The 19,053-nt window shown below is 68.0% G+C and carries 19 protein-coding genes; 3 read left to right on the top strand and 16 right to left on the bottom strand.

From position 1 onward, the window contains the following. Window positions 1-143: 143 nt before the first annotated feature. The 16 genes from AC1D2E_RS21540 to rpsB all read right to left on the bottom strand — a co-directional run bounded on the left by AC1D2E_RS21540 (window position 144) and on the right by rpsB (window position 15,401). Window positions 144-923 carry a TrmH family RNA methyltransferase gene (locus AC1D2E_RS21540; protein WP_478176487.1) on the bottom strand — a complete coding sequence of 260 codons (780 nt, stop codon included), beginning with the start codon at window positions 921-923 and terminating at the stop codon, window positions 144-146. After that, the gene (gene rnhB, locus AC1D2E_RS21535) at window positions 920-1,588 is read right to left on the bottom strand and encodes a ribonuclease HII (RefSeq protein ID WP_478176488.1); all 669 of its coding nucleotides are present in this window, start codon (window positions 1,586-1,588) and stop codon (window positions 920-922) included. The genes AC1D2E_RS21540 and rnhB overlap by 4 nt, the downstream gene beginning before the upstream one ends. Further along, window positions 1,560-2,714: a lipid-A-disaccharide synthase gene (lpxB, locus tag AC1D2E_RS21530; RefSeq protein WP_478199277.1), complete on the bottom strand. Its 1,155-nt coding sequence runs from the start codon at window positions 2,712-2,714 to the stop codon at window positions 1,560-1,562. The genes rnhB and lpxB overlap by 29 nt, the downstream gene beginning before the upstream one ends. A gap of 8 nt (window positions 2,715-2,722) precedes the next feature. Further along, window positions 2,723-3,511, bottom strand: coding sequence for an acyl-ACP--UDP-N-acetylglucosamine O-acyltransferase (lpxA, locus tag AC1D2E_RS21525; protein ID WP_478199276.1), 789 nt, complete (start codon window positions 3,509-3,511; stop codon window positions 2,723-2,725). Between the two features lie 19 nt (window positions 3,512-3,530). Next, window positions 3,531-3,977, bottom strand: a complete 447-nt coding sequence (fabZ, locus tag AC1D2E_RS21520; RefSeq protein ID WP_478176491.1) for a 3-hydroxyacyl-ACP dehydratase FabZ — start codon at window positions 3,975-3,977, stop codon at window positions 3,531-3,533. Next, the gene (gene lpxD, locus AC1D2E_RS21515) at window positions 3,974-4,960 is read right to left on the bottom strand and encodes a UDP-3-O-(3-hydroxymyristoyl)glucosamine N-acyltransferase (RefSeq protein WP_478199275.1); all 987 of its coding nucleotides are present in this window, start codon (window positions 4,958-4,960) and stop codon (window positions 3,974-3,976) included. Before lpxD ends, fabZ begins: the two co-directional genes overlap by 4 nt. Window positions 4,961-4,974: 14 nt before the next feature. Beyond that, complete coding sequence (locus AC1D2E_RS21510; RefSeq protein WP_478176493.1) at window positions 4,975-5,517, bottom strand: OmpH/Skp family outer membrane protein; 543 nt, start codon at window positions 5,515-5,517, stop codon at window positions 4,975-4,977. Next, entirely contained in the window at window positions 5,517-7,925 is a 2,409-nt protein-coding gene (gene bamA / locus AC1D2E_RS21505) for an outer membrane protein assembly factor BamA (protein WP_478199274.1), read from the bottom strand. Before bamA ends, AC1D2E_RS21510 begins: the two co-directional genes overlap by 1 nt. A 40-nt stretch (window positions 7,926-7,965) precedes the next feature. After that, window positions 7,966-9,336: an RIP metalloprotease RseP gene (gene rseP, locus AC1D2E_RS21500; RefSeq protein WP_478199273.1), complete on the bottom strand. Its 1,371-nt coding sequence runs from the start codon at window positions 9,334-9,336 to the stop codon at window positions 7,966-7,968. Between the two features lie 24 nt (window positions 9,337-9,360). Next, entirely contained in the window at window positions 9,361-10,539 is a 1,179-nt protein-coding gene (gene ispC / locus AC1D2E_RS21495) for a 1-deoxy-D-xylulose-5-phosphate reductoisomerase (protein WP_478199293.1), read from the bottom strand. Between the two features lie 5 nt (window positions 10,540-10,544). After that, window positions 10,545-11,390 carry a phosphatidate cytidylyltransferase gene (locus AC1D2E_RS21490; RefSeq protein ID WP_478176496.1) on the bottom strand — a complete coding sequence of 282 codons (846 nt, stop codon included), beginning with the start codon at window positions 11,388-11,390 and terminating at the stop codon, window positions 10,545-10,547. A gap of 4 nt (window positions 11,391-11,394) precedes the next feature. Next, a complete protein-coding gene (uppS, locus tag AC1D2E_RS21485; RefSeq protein WP_478199272.1) occupies window positions 11,395-12,132 on the bottom strand; it encodes a polyprenyl diphosphate synthase in 738 nt (245 codons plus the stop codon). An 89-nt stretch (window positions 12,133-12,221) separates the two neighbouring features. Next, window positions 12,222-12,782: a ribosome recycling factor gene (frr, locus tag AC1D2E_RS21480; protein ID WP_478199271.1), complete on the bottom strand. Its 561-nt coding sequence runs from the start codon at window positions 12,780-12,782 to the stop codon at window positions 12,222-12,224. A gap of 13 nt (window positions 12,783-12,795) precedes the next feature. Further along, window positions 12,796-13,518 carry a UMP kinase gene (pyrH, locus tag AC1D2E_RS21475; protein WP_478176499.1) on the bottom strand — a complete coding sequence of 241 codons (723 nt, stop codon included), beginning with the start codon at window positions 13,516-13,518 and terminating at the stop codon, window positions 12,796-12,798. Window positions 13,519-13,610: 92 nt separating this feature from the next. Then, window positions 13,611-14,534: a translation elongation factor Ts gene (gene tsf, locus AC1D2E_RS21470; protein WP_478199270.1), complete on the bottom strand. Its 924-nt coding sequence runs from the start codon at window positions 14,532-14,534 to the stop codon at window positions 13,611-13,613. 111 nt (window positions 14,535-14,645) lie between these two features. After that, window positions 14,646-15,401, bottom strand: coding sequence for a 30S ribosomal protein S2 (gene rpsB / locus AC1D2E_RS21465; RefSeq protein ID WP_478176501.1), 756 nt, complete (start codon window positions 15,399-15,401; stop codon window positions 14,646-14,648). Window positions 15,402-15,609: 208 nt separating this feature from the next. On the opposite strand from rpsB, the gene AC1D2E_RS21460 reads away from it, so the two are divergent. From AC1D2E_RS21460 to AC1D2E_RS21450, 3 genes are all read left to right on the top strand, one after another. Next, complete coding sequence (locus AC1D2E_RS21460; protein ID WP_478199269.1) at window positions 15,610-16,929, top strand: amidase; 1,320 nt, start codon at window positions 15,610-15,612, stop codon at window positions 16,927-16,929. Between the two features lie 63 nt (window positions 16,930-16,992). After that, entirely contained in the window at window positions 16,993-18,249 is a 1,257-nt protein-coding gene (locus tag AC1D2E_RS21455) for a D-amino acid dehydrogenase (RefSeq protein WP_478199268.1), read from the top strand. 8 nt (window positions 18,250-18,257) lie between these two features. Then, window positions 18,258-19,053 (top strand): NAD(P)H-hydrate epimerase (locus AC1D2E_RS21450; RefSeq protein WP_478199267.1); only part of this gene is annotated, 796 nt, incomplete at its 3' end.

The raw sequence follows: 19,053 nt of genomic DNA, 5'->3' as shown, positions 1-19,053 counted from the left end.
GGCTTGCGTGCGCTGTGGGCGGGGTGTGAGCGGGAAAGCCCTTGATTATAGCCGTCTTGACCGAGCCCCCACGCTTTGCACGACGTGCCGTCGCTGCCCCCCGAGGGGGCCCGGTTCGACTTGGGGCGGCCCGGCGCCGAACCCTAGGAATCCGCCCCGGCAGCACTTGCATACAAGCAGATGGCGGCGGCGGCGGCGACATTCAGCGACTCCTCGCCGCCCGGCTGGGCGATCCGGACGTGGCGCGACGCCCTGGCCTCCAGGGCGGCCGAAACGCCCTGCCCTTCGTGCCCCATCAGCCAGGCACAGGGAAAGGGCAGCGCGGCCCGGTGCAGCCAGTCGCCGCGGTGCGAGCTGGTGGCGATCCAGGGCACCGCGAGCGCATCGAGCGCCTCGATACCGACCCCTTCGATCAGCCGCAGGCCGAAGTGGGCCCCCATGCCGGCACGCAGCACCTTGGGCGCCCACAGCGCCGCCGTGCCCTTCAGCGCGATGACCTGGGTGAAGCCGAAAGCGGCTGCACTGCGCAGGATCGAGCCGACATTGCCGGCGTCCTGCAGGCGGTCCAGCACCACCGTGGGCGCCGACGGCTCGACCTTCGGCCGCGCCGGCAGGTCGAGGACGAAGCCCATCGGCGCCGGCGATTCGAGCCCGCTGACAGCCGCCAGCAGTGCATCGGGCAGCAGCACGGTCTTCGGTGCCGCATCGGCCCATTCGTGGCGCGCCGTCGGCCACAGCGATTCGGCGAACACCGCGACCGCTGGCCGTACGCCGCGCTCGCGCGCAGCGCGGCACAGATGGTCGCCTTCGAGCCAGACCCGGCCGGCCTTGCGGTAGGCGCCCGGGTCGTGCGCCAGCTTGCGCAGTTCCTTGAGCAGCGGGTTGTCCTTCGACGTGACGTGGCTGACCGCGTCGATGCTCACCGGGAATCTCCGCCGAGGCTGGTCACCGACTCCGCCGCGCTCGCGGTTCGCGCCAGCGCTGCGGCGACGGGGCTGAAGGATTTCCGGTGATGCACGCAGGCCCCATGGCGCAGCAGCGCCTCGAGGTGCTCGGGCGTGCCGTAGCCCTTGTGGCCGGCAAAGCCGTAGTGCGGGAATTCAGCGTGCAGGTCTGCGCACAGCCGGTCGCGATGCACCTTGGCCAGGATCGACGCCGCCGAGATCGCCTTGACCCGGGCGTCGCCCTTGACGATCGCCTCGGCCAGCACGTTGAGTGTCGGCAGCCGGTTGCCGTCGACCAGCACCTTGACCGGCTTCAGCCGCAGGCCCTCGACCGCGCGCCGCATCGCCAGCATCGTCGCCTGCAGGATGTTGTGGGTATCGATCTCCTCGACGCTGGCCTGCGCGACCGAGCAGCACAGCGCCTTGGCGAGGATCTGGTCGTGCAGGCGCTCCCGCTGCAGCGCTGTCAGGGTCTTCGAATCGGCCAGGCCGCGGATCGGCCGCTGGTCGTCGAGGATCACGGCCGCGGCCACCACCGGGCCGGCCAGCGGACCGCGGCCCGCCTCGTCGACGCCAGCCATCAGCCCCGGGCCGTCCCACAGGAGGCTGGCCTGCTCAGCCTTCAAGAACTTTCTGGATCGCATCGGCGCACAGTGTCGGCGTATCGCGCAGCAATTCTGCATGCATCGCGCTGAAACGTTGTTGCAAGGCGTGAACCTTCTCCGGCGAGGCGAGCCAGGCCAGCGTGGCCTCGGCCAGCGCCTGCGGGGTGGCGGCGTCCTGGAGCACTTCGGGCACCACGAACTMGCCGCTCAGGATGTTGGGCAGGCCGACCCAGGGCTGCAATTGCTTGCGCTGCATCACCAGCCGCCAGGTCAGCGAGTTCATGCGGTAGGAAATCACCATCGGCCGCTTGAACAGCGCCGCCTCGAGCGTCGCCGTGCCACTGGCGATCAGCGTGACATCGCAGGCCGCCAGCGCGGTGTGGGACTGGCCGTCGAGCAGCGTCACCCGCCCGGCCATGCCGCTCGCCTGCAGCACCTGCTCCATCTCGGCCCTGAGCACCGGCAGCACCGGGCAGATGAAGCGCAGCCCGGGCCGGGTCTTCAGCATCAAGGCGGCCGCGGCGAAGAACATCGCCGCCAGGTAGCGCAGCTCGGAACGCCGGCTGCCGGGCAGGATGGCGACCACCTGGGCCTCCGGATCGAGCCCGAGCGCCGCGCGCGCGGCCGCCCGGTCGGGCGTCATCGGGATCACCTTGGCGAGCGGATGGCCGACATAGGTCGCGGCGATGCCATGCTTGTCGAGCAAGGCCGGCTCGAACGGAAAGATGCACAGCACGTGATCGGCGGCCGCCCGGAGCTTCCGGACCCGCTCGGGGCGCCAGGCCCAGATCGAGGGGCAGACGAAATGCGCAGTCTTGATGCCCTGGGCGCGCAAGCGGGCTTCGAGGTCGAGGTTGAAATCGGGGGCGTCGACGCCGATGAAGATCTCGGGCGACTCGCGCAGCAGCCGGGCCCGCAGCTGGCGCCGGATGCCGGCGATCTCGGCGTAGTGGCGCAGCACCTCGACATAGCCGCGGACCGCAAGCTTCTCCTGCGGCCACCAGGATTCGAAGCCGCGCGCGAGCATCTGCGGACCGCCGATGCCGACCGCCTTCATCGCCGGCCAGCGGGCCTGCAGGCCATCGAGCATGAGCCCGGCCAGCAGATCGCCCGAGGCCTCGCCGGCGACCATCGCGAAACGTCGCGCTGAAGTGTCGGCGGTCATTGACGCGCTCAGCGGGCGATGCCGGCTGCCGAGCTGCCGAGGAAGTCGTCCATCAGGGCCGCATCGGCGGCCGCCTCGGGCGTCTCGTGCGCCAGCGCGGCGATGGCCGCGCGCGCCTCCTCGAGCGTCTTGCCCTGGCGGTAGATCAGCTTGTGCATCTCACGGATGACCGCAATGCGCTCGTTGCCGAAATCGCGCCGGCGCAGTCCCACCAGGTTGACGCCGCGCACCGCCAGCGGATTGCCGTCGACCACCATGAAGGGCGGCACGTCCTTGCCGACGTGGCTGGCGAAGCCGACCATCGCGTGGGGACCGATGCGCATGCGCTGCAGGATGCCGGTCAGACCGCCGATGGTGGCCCAGTCGCCCACCACGACATGGCCCGCGAGCGTGACGTTGTTGGCCATCGTGATCTGGTTGCCGAGCTGGCAGTCGTGCGCGATATGCACGTAGGCCATGATCCAGTTGTCGTCGCCGATGCGCGTGGTGCCGATGTCCTGCACCGTCCCGAGATTGAAAGTGCAGAACTCGCGGATCGTGTTGTGGTCGCCGATCACCAGCTCGGTCGGTTCGCCGGCGTACTTCTTGTCCTGCGGCATCGCGCCCAGCGAGGCGAACTGGAACACCTGGTTGTCGCGGCCGAGCGTGGTCCGGCCCTCGATCACGCAATGGGCGCCGATGGTCGTGCCGGCGCCGACCCGCACCTGCGGGCCGATCACGGCGTAGGGGCCGACACGGACCGTGGGGTCGAGTTCGGCCCGGGAGTCGACGATGGCCGTCGAATGAATCAGGGTCATGCGAGAAAGAACACCAGCGTCAGTTGATCTGGCGCATCGCGCACATCAGCGTCGCTTCGCAGGCCAGTTCGGAGCCGACCAGCGCACGGCCCTTGAACTTGGAGATGCCGGCCTTCATGCGCTCGATCTCGACTTCGAGCGTGAGCTGATCACCGGGCTCGACCGGCCGTTTGAAGCGGGCTCCGTCGATGGCCGCGAAGTAGTAGACCGTGTTGTCGTCGGGAACGATGTCGAGCGAATGGAAGGACAGCAGCGCGGCGGCCTGCGCCATCGCCTCCAGCATCAGCACGCCGGGCATCACCGGGCGATGCGGGAAATGGCCGTTGAAGAAGGGCTCGTTCATGGTCACGTTCTTGAGTGCCGTGATGCGCTTGCCCTTCTCCATCTCGAGCACGCGGTCCACCAGCAGGAACGGGTATCGGTGAGGCAGCAGCTTGAGGATTTGATGGATATCGAGCGTCGTCATGATTTCTTGTCCTGCATCGTCATTTTTTCCAGCGCCTTGAGGCGCTCCCGCAGACTGTGCAGTTGCTTGAGCGTGGCAGCGTTTTTTTCCCAGGCGGCATTGTCGTCGATGGGAAACACACCGGTGTAGTGACCGGGCTTGAGAATGGATCGCGTCACCAGGGAGGTGGCCGAGATGTGCACGTGGTCGGCAATGGTCAGGTGCCCCAGCACGCCGGCCCGGCCGCCGATCGTGCAATGGGCCCCGATGGTGGCGCTGCCGGCGACGGCGGCGCAGCCGGCCATCGCGGTGTGCTTGCCGATGCGCACGTTGTGGCCGATCTGGATCAGGTTGTCGAGCTTGACGCCGTCCTCGATCACGGTGTCCTCGAGGGCGCCGCGGTCGATGCAGGTGTTGGCGCCGATCTCGACGTCGTCGCCGATACGCACCGCGCCGAGCTGCTCGATCTTGACCCAGGCACCTTCGTGCGGCGCGAGGCCGAAGCCGTCGGCGCCGATCACAACGCCCGGGTGCAGCAGGCAGCGCGCGCCGATCACGCAGTCCTCGGCCACGGTCACGCCGGACTTCAGCACCGTGTCGGCCCCGATGCGGGCGCCGCGCTCGATCACGCACAGGGCGCCGATGCGGGCGCTCGGATCGATCGACGCGTCGGGGTCGATCACCGCGCTGGGATGGATGCGCGCCGCCTCGGGCCGGGCATGGGCCTTCTTCCAGAGCTGGGTGAGGCGTGCAAAGTAGAGATAGGGATCGGCCGTCTCGATGAAGGCACCGCGCGCCGCCGCCGCTTCGCGCATCGCCGGCGCCACGATCACGCAGCCGGCGCGCGAGGCCGCAAGCTCTTTCTGGTACTTCGGATGGCTCAGGAAGGCGATCGCGTCGCCCTCCGCCGTGGCCAGCGGCGCCAGCCGCTCGATCGAGAGCCCGGGATCGCCCTGGAGTTCGCCTCCGAGAGCTTCAACGATTGCGCCTAGCCGCAGTGCCACGCCGATAGATGGCGCTACTTGCCGCCGGGGGAGGTCGACGCGTTGGTCGACGCGTTGAGCGCCTTGATCACCTTTTCGGTGATGTCGTGCTTCGGGTTGATGTAGATCGCCTCCTGGAGGATGGCGTCGTACTTCTCAGCCTCGGCCACCTGCTTGACTACGCGGTTGGCACGCTCGTAGACCTGCTGCAGCTCTTCGTTCTTGCGTGCGTTCAGGTCTTCCTGGAATTCGCGACGACGGCGCTGGAAATCCCGATCCTGGTCGACCAGCGCCTTCTGGCGCACCAAGCGCTGGCTTTCGGACAGCGTCGACGCCTCCCGATCGAACTGCTCGGACGCCGCCTTGAGTGCCGCGCCCTGTGCCGTCAGATCCTTTTCGCGCTTGAGGAACTCGGCCTCCAGCTTGGCCTGGGCGGCTTTCGCCGGCTGCGCTTCGCGCAGCACCCGGTCCGGATTGACGAAACCGATGCGGAACGTTTCCTGCGCATGGGCAGGCATCCCTGCGGCCATGAAGACAGGAACAAGCAGCGCGCCGGCGGCACGGAGCAATGGAGTCATTAGAAGGTGGTTCCGATCTGGAATTGCAAACGCTGAATTCTATCCTGGGGGATCAGCTGGCTCAGGTCTTCCTGCTGATACACGACCGGGAGGGCGTAGGCGATCCGCAGCGGACCCAGCGGCGAAACCCAGCTGATGCCCAGGCCCACCGAAGCCCGCAGCTTCTTGATCGAATCCCACTGCGCGTCGGTCGACCACGGCGTGCGGTCGCCGAACACGTTGCCGACGTCGAGGAAGGTATAGAGACGCAGCGTCCGGTCGTTGCCGGCGCCCGGGAATGGCGTGCTCAGCTCGGCATTGAAGACCGCCTTCTTGGTGCCGCCGATCGCGGCGCCCACGGTCTGGCCGATCAACGGGATGTCGCGCGGGCCGAGCGAGTTCTGCTCGAAGCCGCGCACCGAACCCAGGCCGCCGGCGTAGAAGTTCTTGAAGATCGGGTAGACTTGGCCGCTGTACGCCCCGGCGTAGCCCAGATCGCCATTGATCGCGAAGGTGTACTGCTTGCTGAGCGGGAAGAACTGCTGGTACTGGTAGGCGGCCTTGTAGTACTTCATGTCCCCGCCAACGCCGACCTCGAGGTTGGCGCGCTGCAGGACGCCATTGGTCGGCACCAGCGCGCTGTCGCGGTCGTCGCGGGCCCAGCCGATGGTCAACGGGATGCCCGAGACGCTCGGGTTGTTGCAAAACAGCAGGAAGTTGCTCGGTCCGGTGAGGCAGCCGAAATAGGTCTGGTAGGAGTTCGGCACGTAGCCGGCAATGGAGGTCCCGGGGTCGAAGCGATAACGCTCCACGCCGGCGCCGAAGAACACCGTGTCGCGCTCGCTGAACGGCACGCCGAAACGGATCGACCCGCCCTCATTGGTCAGCCTGTAGTTGCCGTCGATGTTGGCGTAGTAGGGCTGGGTGGTCGTGGTGTAGAGGCTGAAGGTGCGCGAGATCCCTTCCTTCGTGAAGTAGGGGTCGGTGGTGATCAGCGACAGCGTGCGGTTGTACTTGCTGGTGTTGACCTGCACGCCGAGGTAGTTGCCGGAACCGAACACGTTCTCCTGCGAGATGCCGAAGGTCAGGCTGACCTTGTCGGCGCTCGAGAAGCCGGCGCCCAGCTGCAGCGAGCCGGTCGGCTTCTCGGTCACCTCGATCGTCAGGTCGACCTGGTCGGGCACGCCCGGCACCTCCTGCGTGTCGACCGTGACTTCCTTGAAGAAGCCCAGGCGGTCGACCCGGTCGCGCGACAGCTTGATCTTGTCGCCGTCGTACCAGGAGGCCTCGTACTGGCGGAACTCGCGCCGGATCACTTCGTCGCGCGTGCGGTTGTTGCCACCGATGGCGACGCGCCGCACGTAGACCCGGCGCTCCGGCTGCGCGTTCAGGGTCAGCGCCACCCGGTTGGTCGTGCGATCGATCTCGGGCGTGGCCTGCACGCGCGCGAAGGCATAGCCGAAGGAGCCGAAATAGTCTGAGAAGGCCTTGGTGGTCTGGGTCACCTGCTCGGCGTTGTAGGGCTCGCCGGGCTTGATGGTGACCAGCGTCTTGAACTCTTCTTCCCGGCCCAGGTAGTTGCCGTCGAGCTTCACGCCGGAGACCACGAACTTGTCGCCCTCCGTGAKGTTGACCGTGACCGAGAGGTCTTGCCGGTCGGGCGAGATCGCCACCTGCGTCGAGTCGATGCGGAACTCGAGGTAGCCGCGCGACAGGTAGTACGAGCGCAGCGTCTCGAGGTCGGCRKYGAGCTTGGCGCGCGAATACTGGTTCGACTTGGTGTACCAGCTGAGCCAGCCGCCGGCGTCCTGGTCGAACAGGCTCAGCAGGGTCGACTCGCTGAAGTCCTTGTTGCCGGCGATGTGCACTTCGCGGATACGCGCCGGGTCGCCTTCGGTGACGGTGAAGGTCAGGTTGACGCGGTTGCGCTCGATCGGCGTGACCGTGGTCACGACCTGCGCGTTGTAGAGGCTGCGGCTCACGTACTGGCGCTTGAGCTCCTGCTCGGCACGGTCGGTCAGCGCCTTGTCGTAGGGGCGCCCGTCGGCCAGGCCGACCTCGCGCAAAGCCTTCTGCAGCGCCGCCTTCTCGAATTCCTTGGTGCCGACGAAGTCGACATCGGCAATGGTCGGCCGCTCCTCGACGATCACCACCAGCACGTTGCCGTTGACGTCGATGCGCACGTCCTTGAACAGACCCAGGTCGAACAGCGCCCGGATGGCGGCAGAACCACGTTCGTCGTTGTAGATGTCGCCCACGCGCAGGGGCATCGAGGCGAAGATCGTTCCCGGCTCGACCCGCTGCAGGCCTTCGACACGAATGTCGCGTACGGTGAAAGGCTCGACCGCCCAGGCCGCCGTGGCCGCCAGGGCGCTGGCCACTACCGCGGCAACGCTGCGCAGGCGAAAGCGACTGAATGTTGTGTTCATCTGTGAATTGGGCCAGGGCCGGAAAGGGCTGGCAGAAAAGTTAACCAAAGAGCCGCGTGACGTCGTTGAAGAGTGCGATCGACATCATGACCAGCAGCAGCGCGACACCGCCGCGCTGAAACCTTTCCATCCAGGCGTCGGAGACGCTCTTGCCGGTCAGGCCCTCCCAAAGATAATACATCAGGTGTCCACCATCGAGGACCGGCAGCGGCATGAGGTTCAAGACCCCCAGGCTCACGCTGATCAGGGCCAGGAACACCAAGTACTGGGTCAGTCCCAGGCTGGCGGATTTGCCGGCGTAGTCGGCGATCGTGAGCGGCCCGCTGAGATTCTTGAGCGAGGCCTCGCCGATCACCATCTTGCCCATCATGCGAACGGTGAGTGCCGACACTTCCCAGGTGCGGACCACGCCGCGCCAGATGCCGTCGACCACGCCCTGTCGCACCAGCACCATCTCGGGCGGGGCGCCGACATAGGCGCCGATGCGGCCGATCTTGCCGGTCGGCTCGTCGCGGACCTCCGGCGTGACATCGATGCGGATCGACTGGCCACCGCGCTCGACCTGCCAGGCTTGCGTGCGCGGCTGGCCGCTGTCGATCGAGGCCCGGATCGCCTCGCGCAGCTGCAGGCCATCGACGATCGGCGTCGCACCCACCGAGCGCACCAGGTCGCCGTTGCGCAGGCCGGCACGCTCGGCGGCGCTGCCCGCCATCACCTCGCCGATCTCGGCGCGGGTCATCGGTGCGATGACGCCGATCTTGCGGAACATCTGCGCATCCGCATCCCTGGCCTCGAGGCGGCTCAGCGGCAGCACGAGTTCGCGCGCCGGCCGGCCACCCTCGCCTGCGATCTCCAGCGTCAGGTCGCGGCCGTCGAGCGCTCCACGCGTCATGCGCCAGCGCAGGTCCTCGAAGGACTGCACGGCCTCCAGTTGTCCGTCGAAACCGGCCCGTGCGATGTGTTCGCCGCCCTGCAGTCCCGCCTGCTCGGCCAGCGATGCCGCCACCGGACGGGCCAGCGTCGCAGCCGGCTCCAGGACGCCGATCCAGTTGACCAGTGTGTAGAGCACGACCGCCAGCAGCAGGTTGGCGATCGGGCCGGCGGCAACGATCGCGGCGCGGGAACGAAGGGGCTGGGTATTGAAGGCGCGATGGCGCTCCTCGGGGGGCACCGGCCCCTCGCGCTCGTCGAGCATCTTGACGTAGCCGCCGATCGGGAAGGCGCCGATCACGAACTCGGTGTTCTGGCCCGGATGCTGGCGCTTCGGCTGCCAGCGATAGAGCGTCTTGCCGAAGCCCACGGAGAAACGAAGCACCTTGACGCCGCAAGCGACCGCGACCCGGTAGTGCCCGTATTCGTGCACGGCGATCAGCAGGCCGAGCGCGACGATGAAGGCAACGACTGTGAGCATCGGATTCCCCGGGGTTGAATGGGATCAGGCCGCGAAACGAAGCGCCGCGGCACGGGCCGCGGCACGGGCGCCGGCGTCCAGGTCGAGCAAGTCCGCGAGCGACGAGGGTTTGGAGGGCAGCACCCGCTCCAAAGTTTCCAGGTTGACCGCATGAATGCGGTCGAAGCGCAGCCGCCGGTCGAGGAAGGCCTCGACCGCCACTTCGTTGGCCGCATTCAGCACCGCAGTGGTCCCGGGCGCAGCCCGCAGCGCATGCCATGCCAGGTGCAGTCCCGGGAAACGCATCGCGTCGGCGGCCTCGAAGGTCAGGGCCGCCAGCGAGGCGAAGTCCAGCCTGCCGGCGCCGCTCTCGATGCGCTCCGGCCAGGCCAGGCCACAGGCGATCGGCACCCGCATGTCCGGCGTGCCGAGCTGCGCGATCACCGACGAATCCTGGAACTGAACCATCGAGTGGATGATCTGCTGCGGGTGGATCACCACCTTGACCTGCTCGGGCGTCAGGTCGAACAGCCAGCGGGCCTCGATCACTTCGAGGGCCTTGTTCATCATGGTGGCCGAGTCGACGGAAATCTTGCGCCCCATCGAGAAATTCGGATGGGCGCAGGCCTGCTCGGGCGTGATCTCGGCCAGCGTCCGGGGATCGCGCTGCCGGAACGGGCCGCCGGAGGCCGTCAGCAGGACGTGGTCGACGCGCTCGGCCCAGGTCCGGCGATCCTCGGGCAGGCACTGGAAGATCGCCGAATGCTCGCTGTCGATCGGCAGCAGCGCCGCGCCGCCTTCCTGGACCGTGTGCATGAACAGCTCGCYACCGACCACCAGCGCCTCCTTGTTGGCGAGCAACAGCCGCTTGCCGGCCCGCGCGGCCGCCAGGCAGGGGCCGAGCCCGGCGGCGCCGACAATGGCCGCCATCACGGCGTCGGCCTGCTCGTGCGAAGCGATCTCCTCGATGGCGCCCTCGCCGCTCAGCACCCGCGTCGGCAAGCCGCTCGCCTTCAGCTTGTCGGCCAGAAGCGCCGCATGCGGCGCACTCGCCATGACGGCGAACTGCGGCGAAAAATGCACGCATTGCGCGAACAGTTCGTCCACCTTGGTCGCTGCCGACAGGGCGAAGACCTCGAAGCGCTCGGGATGGCGCGCGATCACGTCGAGCGTGCTGACGCCGACGGAGCCGGTCGAACCGAGCACCGTGACGCGTTGTCTGATTGGAATCATAGGAAAGCCAGCATCATGGCGATCGGCAGCGTGGGCAGCAAGGCGTCGATCCGGTCGAGCACGCCGCCGTGGCCGGGCAACAGGGCACTGCTGTCCTTGGCGCCCGCGCTGCGCTTGATCAGCGACTCGACCAGGTCGCCGACCACGCTCATGGCCGCCATGAAGACCACCCCGATCAGCAGCAGCCACCAGCCCCGTTCGGCCAGCCGCGTGTAGAGGCTGGCGACCGTCGCCTGGGCAGCCGAGTCGCCCCAGGCCCAGGCCAGCGCCAGCACGACCACGCCGGCCATGCCGCCCCAGACACCCTCCCAGCTCTTGCCGGGACTGATGGTCGGCGCCAGCTTGTTGCGGGTGAACTTGAGCCCCAAGGCCCGGCCGGTGAAATACGCGAAGACGTCCGCGACCCAGACCAGCACGAGGATCGAGAGCAGGAAATTGATGCCCACCATGCGTGCCTGTACCGCCGCCAGCCAGGCCACCCAGAGGGCGAGCAGGCCGCCGACCAGGCGCAGCCCCTTGGGCACGCGCGGCCAGCCGGGCACCGCGACCCGCAGCAGCGCGGCACCGCCGAGCACCCAGGCTGCGCTGGCGACGATCCAGACGCCGAGCAGCGGGCTCTGCAGCAGGCCCAGCCACCAGGACAGCGCGCACAGCAGCACCATCTCGGCGCCCAGGAACAGCGACATGCGCGGGCCGTAGTCGTTGAGGCGGCCCCACTCCCAGGCCGCGGCCCCGATCAGCGCCAGCATCACGCAGGCGAAGGGCACGTGCGAGGGATAGAAGAGCGCGGGCAGCAGGATCGCCAGCAGGACGACCGCAGTGATGATGCGTTGTTTGAGCATGCGCTCAGGCGACTCGCTGATCGCCTGGACCGCCGGCGCCGAGCTGCTCGGACGTCTGGCCGTAGCGGCGTTCGCGGCGCTGGAACGCGGCGATGGCCTGGTCGAGGGCTGCCTCGTCGAACTCGGGCCACAGGCGGTCGCTGAAGAACAGTTCCGCGTAGGCGCTCTGCCAGAGCAGGAAATTCGACAGCCGCTGCTCGCCGCCGGTGCGGATGAACAGATCGGGGTCGGGCACGTGCGCGAGCGCCATGGCGGCATCGAGGTTGGCCTCGGTCAGGGGCTGGCCGCGGGCGGCCACCTGGGCTGCGGCGCGGGCGATGTCCCAGCGGCCGCCATAGTTGAAGCAGACATTGAGCACCAGACGGCTGTTGTGCGCCGTCGCGGCTTCGGCCTGGACCAGGCCGGCGATCATCTTCTCGGACAGCCCGCCGCGCTCGCCGACGAAGTGCAGCCGGACGCCGTCCTGGCTCAGCTTCGGCACCTCGCGGCTCAGTGCACCGACCATCAGGTCCATCAGGCCCGACACTTCCTCGACCGGCCGGTTCCAGTTCTCGGACGAAAAGGCGAACACGGTGAGCACTGCGACGTTGCGTGCCACGCAGGCCTTGACGCAGCGCCGCAGCGACTCGACGCCCTGCTTGTGCCCCGCGACGCGCGGCAGGAAGCGGCGCGTCGCCCAGCGGCCGTTGCCGTCCATGACGATGGCAATGTGATGGGGAACCGCGGGGCCGACTTGCTTCATGTCAGAGCCCGCCCGGCCGCCCGAAGGGCTCTGAGCGCCCCCTCGAGGGGCAGTGATACACGAGGTGATGAGCGTGGGGGCATGTGACCTCAGACAGCCATGATCTCGGCTTCTTTGGCGGTCACCAGGCGGTCGATTTCCGCGATGTGGCGGTCGGTCACTTTCTGGATCTCGGCCTCGGCCCGCTTCTGGTCGTCTTCCGAGGCCAGCTTGTCCTTGACCAGCTTCTTGATCGCATCGTTGGCGTCGCGGCGCAGATTGCGCGTCGCGATCTTGGCGGTCTCGCCTTCGTTGCGCACCAGCTTGGTCATTTCCTTGCGGCGCTCCTCGCTCATCGGCGGCAGCGGAACCCGGATCAGGTCGCCCATCGAGGCCGGGTTGAGGCCCAGGTCGCTCTCGCGGATCGCCTTCTCGATCTTGGCACCCATGCCCTTTTCCCAGGGCTGGACGCTGATCGTGCGGGAGTCGAGCAGCGCGACGTTGGCCACCTGCGACAGCGGCACCGACGAGCCGTAGTAGTCGACATGGACCGAATCCAGCAAGGCCGGATTGGCGCGGCCGGTACGGATCTTGGTCAGGTTGTTCTGGAAGGCGGCGAGCGACTGGTTCATCTTGGCGTCGGTCGCACTGCGGATGTCTGCAATGGTCATGGGTTCATTCTCCTCAAGCGTGCACGAGGGTGCCTTCGTCCTCGCCCATCACGACACGCTTGAGTGCGCCGTTCTTGAAGATCGAGAACACCTTGATCGGCAGGTTCTGGTCGCGGCACAGCGCGAAGGCCGTGGCGTCCATGATGCCGAGGTTTTGTGCGATGGCTTCATCGAAGCTCAGGTTGGTGTAGCGGGTGGCGCTCGGATCCTTCTTGGGATCGGCGGTGTAGACGCCATCGACCTTGGTTGCCTTCAGCACCAACTCGGCGCCGATCTCGGCACCGCGCAGCGCGGCCGCCGTGTCGGTCGTGAAGAAGGGGTTGCCGGTGCCGGCGGCGAAGATCACGACCTTGCCCTCTTCGAGGTACTGCAGGGCCTTGGGGCGCACGTAAGGCTCGACCACCTGCTCGATCGCGATGGCCGACATCACGCGGGCGATCAGGCCCTGCTTGTTCATCGCGTCGGCCAGCGCCAGCGCGTTCATCACCGTGGCCAGCATGCCCATGTAGTCGGCCGTGGCGCGGTCCATGCCCACGGAACCACCGGCAACGCCGCGAAAGATGTTGCCGCCGCCGATGACGACCGCCACCTCGACGCCCATGTTCACGACCTCGGCCACCTCGCCCACCATGCGCACGATGGTCGCGCGGTTGATGCCGAAGGCGTCGTCCCCCATCAGCGCCTCGCCCGACAGCTTCAACAAGATTCGCTTGTGGGCTGGGCGGGTGTCGGGCATGGGCGGTTCCTTTGAGATGAGCGGGTGCGAGTGTAAAACGTGACTGTGAAGAAGCGGYAGCGCGTCACGTGCGCTGCCGCCGGCGGCGTGACTCAGGCCGCAGCCTTGGCAGCAGCGACCTGCGCCGCCACCTCGGCCGCGAAGTCGTCGACCTTCTTCTCGATGCCTTCGCCCACCACGTAGAGCGTGAAGCCCTTGATCGAGGTGTTGGCGACCTTGAGCATCTGCTCGACGGTCTGCTTGTCGTTCTTCACGAAAGCCTGGTTGTGCAGCGAGACTTCCTTCAGGTACTTCTGCACGCCGCCCTCGATGCGCTTGGCAACGATGTCGGCCGGCTGCGGCTGCTTGCCGGCGGCTTCGGCGACCTTGCGGTCTTCCTCGGCCTTGCCGGCGGCAACCGCGCGTTCCTTTTCGATCAGGTCGGCCGGCACGTCCGATGCCGAGATCGCGACCGGCTTCATCGCGGCGATGTGCATCGCGACGTCCTTGGCCGAGGTTTCGTCGCCTTCGAACTCGACCATCACGCCGATCCGGGTGCCGTGCAGGTACGACGCCAGCTTGGCCGTACCGGCAAAGCGCTTGAAGCGGCGGAAGCTCATGTTCTCGCCGATCTTGCCGATCAGGCCCTTGCGCACGTCTTCCAGCGTCGGGCCGAAACCATCCTGCTCGTAGGCCAGGGCGCCCAGCGCCGCCAGGTCGGCCGGGTTGTTCTTGGCGACCAGCATGGCGGCGGCATTGGCCAGCGCGAGGAAGCTGTCGTTCTTGGTGACGAAGTCGGTTTCGCAGTTGATCTCGATCATGGCGCCGGCATCGCCATCGACGTACGCGGCGACCACGCCTTCGGCCGTGATGCGGCCCGAGGCCTTGCCGGCCTTGTTGCCGAGCTTGATGCGCAGCAGCTCTTCGGCCTTGTCCATGTTGCCGTCGGCCTCGGTCAGGGCCTTCTTGCATTCCATCATCGGGGCGTCGGTTTTTGCGCGCAGTTCGCCAACCATGCTTGCGGTGATCGTTGCCATGTGTGTACTCCGTTCGGTTTGTCAGTTGCGGCCGCCGCACGGGCGTCCGCGAAAATCAGATTAAAAAAAAGGGGCAACGAAGCCCCTTCTTCAGGCTCGAGCGAGCTTGAATCAGGCGGAAGCGCCCTCTTCGACTTCGACGAATTCGTCGGAACCGCCTTCAGCCACGGCCTTCACGACGTCGTTGACGCCGCTGTTTCGGCCTTCGATGATCGCGTCGGCGATGCCGCGGGCATACAGCGTGACAGCCTTCGACGAGTCGTCGTTGCCGGGGATCACGTAGTCGATGCCTTCAGGCGAGTGGTTCGAGTCGACCACGCCGATCAGCGGGATGCCGAGCTTCTTGGCTTCGGCGACGGCAATCTTGTGGAAGCCGACGTCGATCACGAAGATGGCGTCGGGCAGCGCGTTCATATCCTGGATGCCGCCGATGTCCTTTTCGAGCTTCGCGATTTCGCGCGAGAAGGTCAGTTGCTCCTTCTTGCTCAGGCTGTCGAGGCCGGCTTCCTGCTGGGCCTTCATGTCCTTCAGGCGCTTGATCGAGGTCTTGACGGTCTTGAAGTTGGTCAGCATGCCGCCGAGCCAGCGGGTGTCGACGAAGGGCACGCCGGCGCGGCGGGCTTCGGCAGCCACGATCTCGCGGGCCTGGCGCTTGGTGCCGACCATCAGGATGGTGCCGCGGTTGGCGGTGAGCTGCTTGGCGTACTTCATCGCGTCCTGGAACATCGGAAGCGACTTTTCCAGGTTGATGATGTGGATCTTGTTGCGATGGCCGAAGATGTACGGGGCCATCTTGGGGTTCCAGAAGCGGGTCTGGTGGCCGAAATGGACACCGGCTTCCAGCATTTCGCGCATGGTGGTCGACATAAGGAATAACTCCAAAGGTTGGGTCTAAAATCCAGCCCGTTTTGCGTGCTTTCCACTGAGGGAAAGCCTTGCAACACCTTGAATGGGCTGGTTTGCGGATGCGTCTCGCCCAATTTCCTCGTGGAATTGGCTTGTGGCCGCTTGGGCGAAACCCAAGGAGTATAGCACGCACCGCCCCTTGCCCCTCCTCCGACCGGCCACCCTTACCATGCGACCCGACCTGCACGCCACCCGCCTCGCCCTGCTGGCGACCACCTCCGACGCTCGCACCGAATTGGCGCAGAGCCTCGCCGCCGCCGCCTCGCCGGCCTGCGCGCACGCCTTCACCCGCACGATGCCGGACGAGGCCCGCGCGGAAGCCGCCGCCGCCCGGCGCGACCAGCCGCTCGCCGGGCTGGCCTTCTCGGCCAAGGACCTGTTCGACATCGCGGGCCAGCCGACGCCGGCCGGGTCGGTGGTGCTGACCCATGCGCCGTCGGCGCGCGCCGACGCGGTCGCCGTGGCACGCCTTCGCGCGGCCGGCGGCGCCCTGCTGGGCCGCACCAACATGACCGAGTTCGCTTTTTCGGGCGTCGGGGTCAACCCGCACCACGGCACGCCGGCCAACCTCGCCGATCCCGCCACCCCACGCATCCCGGGCGGCTCGTCGTCCGGGGCCGCGATCTCCGTGGCCGGCGGGGCGGCCTTCATCGGACTCGGCTCCGATACCGGGGGCTCGATCCGGATTCCGGCGGCGCTGAACGGCATCGTCGGCTTCAAGAGCACCGCGCGGCTGGTGCCGGCGCAAGGCGCCCTGCCCCTGTCGACCACGCTCGACACTGTCTGCGCCATGACACGCTCGGTGCGCGATGCGGTCACGGCGCACCAGATCCTCGCGGCGCGGCGGGTGACGCCCGGCACGGCGCCGCTGGCCGCCTACCGATTGGCGGTGGTCCGGAAGCTGTTCCAGGACGACCTCGACCCGGTGGTCGCCAAGGCCTTCGAACGGGCCCTGGGCCAACTCGGCAAGGCCGGAGCACGCATCGAGGAGATCGACCTGCCGCCGCTGGCCGACCTGCCCGCGATCAACGCCACCGGCGGCTTCTCGGCTGCCGAGGCCTACGCCTGGCACCGCCTGCTGCTGGAACGCAGCGGCGCCGGCTACGACCCGCGCGTGGCGCAGCGCATCCTCAAGGGCGCCACGATGCGGGCGCACGAATACATCGACCTGGTCCATGCCCGGCGCGACTGGATCGTGCGCATGGAGCAGCTGCTGTCGCCGTTCGACGCGGTGCTTTCGCCGACCGTGCCGATCACCGCGCCGACGATCGCCAGCGTCGCGCCGGGCGAGGCCCGCGACGACGAGTTCTTCCGCGTCAACGCCCTGCTGCTGCGCAACCCCTCGGTGGTCAACATGCTGGACGGCTGCGCCATCTCGCTGCCCTGCCACGCCGAAGGCGAACTGCCGGTCGGGCTGATGCTGTGGCATGCCGCGCTGCACGACGATGCGGTGCTGGCCGTCGCCCTGCAAGCCGAACGGGCGCTATAAAGTCGCCAGGGCCGGTGCGCTCGCGTGGGCACCGACCCCTACCTTTCACCGCCAAAGTAACGAATGAAAATCGCAATCGTGGGAGCCGGGATCATCGGCGTCACCACTGCATGGGAGCTGGCCTCCGACGGCCATGAGGTGGCGGTCTTCGAGCGCCGCGGTGCCGCCGCCGAGGAGTCGAGTTTCGCCAATGCGGGCGTGGTCGCGCCCGGCTACGTGACCCCCTGGGCCGGACCCGGCATGCGCGCCAAGGTGCTGCGCTCGCTGCTGTCCACGCATGGCGCGGTCAAGCTGCGCTGGCCGCTGTCGTCTCGCGATGTCGGTTTCATGGCACGCTGGCAGCGCGCCTGCAAGCTCGAAACCTACCTGGCCAACCGTTCCCGGATGCAGCGCCTGGCCTTCTACAGCCGCAACCGGCTGCACGCCATCAGCGAGGCCTGCGAACTCGAGTACGAGCGCAGCGACGGCTACATGGTGCTGCTGCGCTCCAAGCGCGAGAAGAAGCTGGTGCAGGCCGGGCTCGAGGTGCTGCGCGCGGCCGGCAGCAATTTCCGCGAGCTCGACGCGGACGAGGCCCGCAAGATCGAGCCGGCGCTCAGCACCGACACCGCGCTGGCCGGCGCCATCCATCTGCCGGACGACGAAGTCGCCAACTGCAGGCAGTTCGCGCTGCTGCTCAAGTGGGAGGCCGAGGCGCTCGGCGCCCAGTTCCATTTCAACTGCGACCTGGCGCCGCTGAGCCGGGCGGCACCGACCTCGCTGTCGCTGGCCGCGGGCTCCGAGGCGCATCGCTTCGATGCCGTGGTGGTCTGCGCCGGCGTCGACTCGGCCGCGCTGCTGAAACCGCTGGGACTGCACATTCCACTGGCGCCGGTATACGGCCACTCGGTCAGCGCCCAGATCCGCGAGCCGCTCAACGCGCCTCGCAGCGCCGTGATGGACGAGCGCTACAAGGTGGCGATCTCGCGGCTCGGCCTGCGCGTTCGGGTGGCCGGCAGCGCCGAGCTCGGCGGCTCCCAGGCCAAGCTGAACCCGGCTTCGCTGCAGACGCTGTACAAGGTGCTGCAGGACTGGTTCCCCGGCGCCGTGACGCTGCGTTCGGGCGTGCAGCAATGGAAGGGCGCGCGGCCGATGCTGCCGGACGGCCCGCCGATCCTCGGCGCGAGCGGCGTGCCGGGCATCTGGCTCAATCTCGGCCATGGTTCGAGCGGCTGGGCGCTGTCCTGCGGCAGCGCACGCGTCGTAGCCGATCTGATCGCCGGCCGCGACGCCGGCATCGACCTCGAAGGGCTCGGCATCGAGCGCCTGCTGCAACACTAAGGCTCGCCATGCAACGCATCACCTCCGCCACCGCCGCCCCCCTGTTCGATGTCGCGGCCACGCGGCGGATCGAGCAATCGGCCGCGGCCGCCCTGCCGCCGCACACGCTGATGCAGCGCGCCGGCCTGGCGGTCGCGCGCCTTGCGATGGCGATCGCACCGCAGGCGCGCACGCTCTGGATCGCCTGCGGGCCCGGCAACAACGGCGGCGATGGCTTCGAAGCGGCGGCCCGGTTGCAGCTGCGCGGATTCGCGCCGGTCGTGACCTGGGTCGGCGAGGAGGATCGGCTGCCGGGCGACGCCCGCGCGTCGCTGCAGCGCGCACGCGACGCCGGCGTCCGCTTCGCCGACGCGCCACCGGCGCAGCATGACCTGGCGATCGACGCGCTGCTCGGCATCGGCGCCACGCGGGCACCCGAAGGCCGCATGCTCGATTGGCTGCGGCGCATGCACGCCGATCCGGCGCCGCTGCTGAGCGTGGACACGCCCTCGGGGCTGGACGCCGACACCGGAGCACTGTCGTTCGAGCTGCCGCCGGCTTCGCCGGGGCCGACGAATGCCCGCCGGCTCTGCCTCAGCCTGCTGACCCTCAAGCCCGGCCTCTTCACGGCCCAGGGCCGCGATGCCGCCGGCGAAGTCTGGTTCGACGACCTGGACGTCGACCCCGGTGCCGCGCCCCCGGCCGCGCGGCTGCCCGGTGCACCGGTTGCGGCCGCCCGCCGGCAGTCCTCCCACAAGGGCAGCTACGGCGACGTCGCCATCATCGGCGGCGCGCCCGGAATGGCGGGCGCGGCGCTGCTTGCGG

This window comes from Variovorax sp. P1_H2 (assembly GCF_056405295.1).
The sequence above is the reverse complement of the archived record's forward strand: the minus strand, read 5'-3'. Positions and strand labels throughout refer to the sequence as shown.

What these genes read in the sequence shown, in the direction of transcription:
- rnhB (WP_478176488.1), bottom strand. Translation starts at nt 1,588, where the DNA reads ATGCGATCCAGAAAGTTCTTGAAGGCTGAGCAGGCCAGCCTCCTGTGG.
- lpxA (WP_478199276.1), bottom strand. Translation starts at nt 3,511, where the DNA reads ATGACCCTGATTCATTCGACGGCCATCGTCGACTCCCGGGCCGAACTC.
- fabZ (WP_478176491.1), bottom strand. Translation starts at nt 3,977, where the DNA reads ATGACGACGCTCGATATCCATCAAATCCTCAAGCTGCTGCCTCACCGA.
- AC1D2E_RS21510 (WP_478176493.1), bottom strand. Translation starts at nt 5,517, where the DNA reads ATGACTCCATTGCTCCGTGCCGCCGGCGCGCTGCTTGTTCCTGTCTTC.
- rseP (WP_478199273.1), bottom strand. Translation starts at nt 9,336, where the DNA reads ATGCTCACAGTCGTTGCCTTCATCGTCGCGCTCGGCCTGCTGATCGCC.
- AC1D2E_RS21490 (WP_478176496.1), bottom strand. Translation starts at nt 11,390, where the DNA reads ATGCTCAAACAACGCATCATCACTGCGGTCGTCCTGCTGGCGATCCTG.
- uppS (WP_478199272.1), bottom strand. Translation starts at nt 12,132, where the DNA reads ATGAAGCAAGTCGGCCCCGCGGTTCCCCATCACATTGCCATCGTCATG.
- frr (WP_478199271.1), bottom strand. Translation starts at nt 12,782, where the DNA reads ATGACCATTGCAGACATCCGCAGTGCGACCGACGCCAAGATGAACCAG.
- pyrH (WP_478176499.1), bottom strand. Translation starts at nt 13,518, where the DNA reads ATGCCCGACACCCGCCCAGCCCACAAGCGAATCTTGTTGAAGCTGTCG.
- tsf (WP_478199270.1), bottom strand. Translation starts at nt 14,534, where the DNA reads ATGGCAACGATCACCGCAAGCATGGTTGGCGAACTGCGCGCAAAAACC.
- rpsB (WP_478176501.1), bottom strand. Translation starts at nt 15,401, where the DNA reads ATGTCGACCACCATGCGCGAAATGCTGGAAGCCGGTGTCCATTTCGGC.
- AC1D2E_RS21460 (WP_478199269.1), top strand. Translation starts at nt 15,610, where the DNA reads ATGCGACCCGACCTGCACGCCACCCGCCTCGCCCTGCTGGCGACCACC.
- AC1D2E_RS21455 (WP_478199268.1), top strand. Translation starts at nt 16,993, where the DNA reads ATGAAAATCGCAATCGTGGGAGCCGGGATCATCGGCGTCACCACTGCA.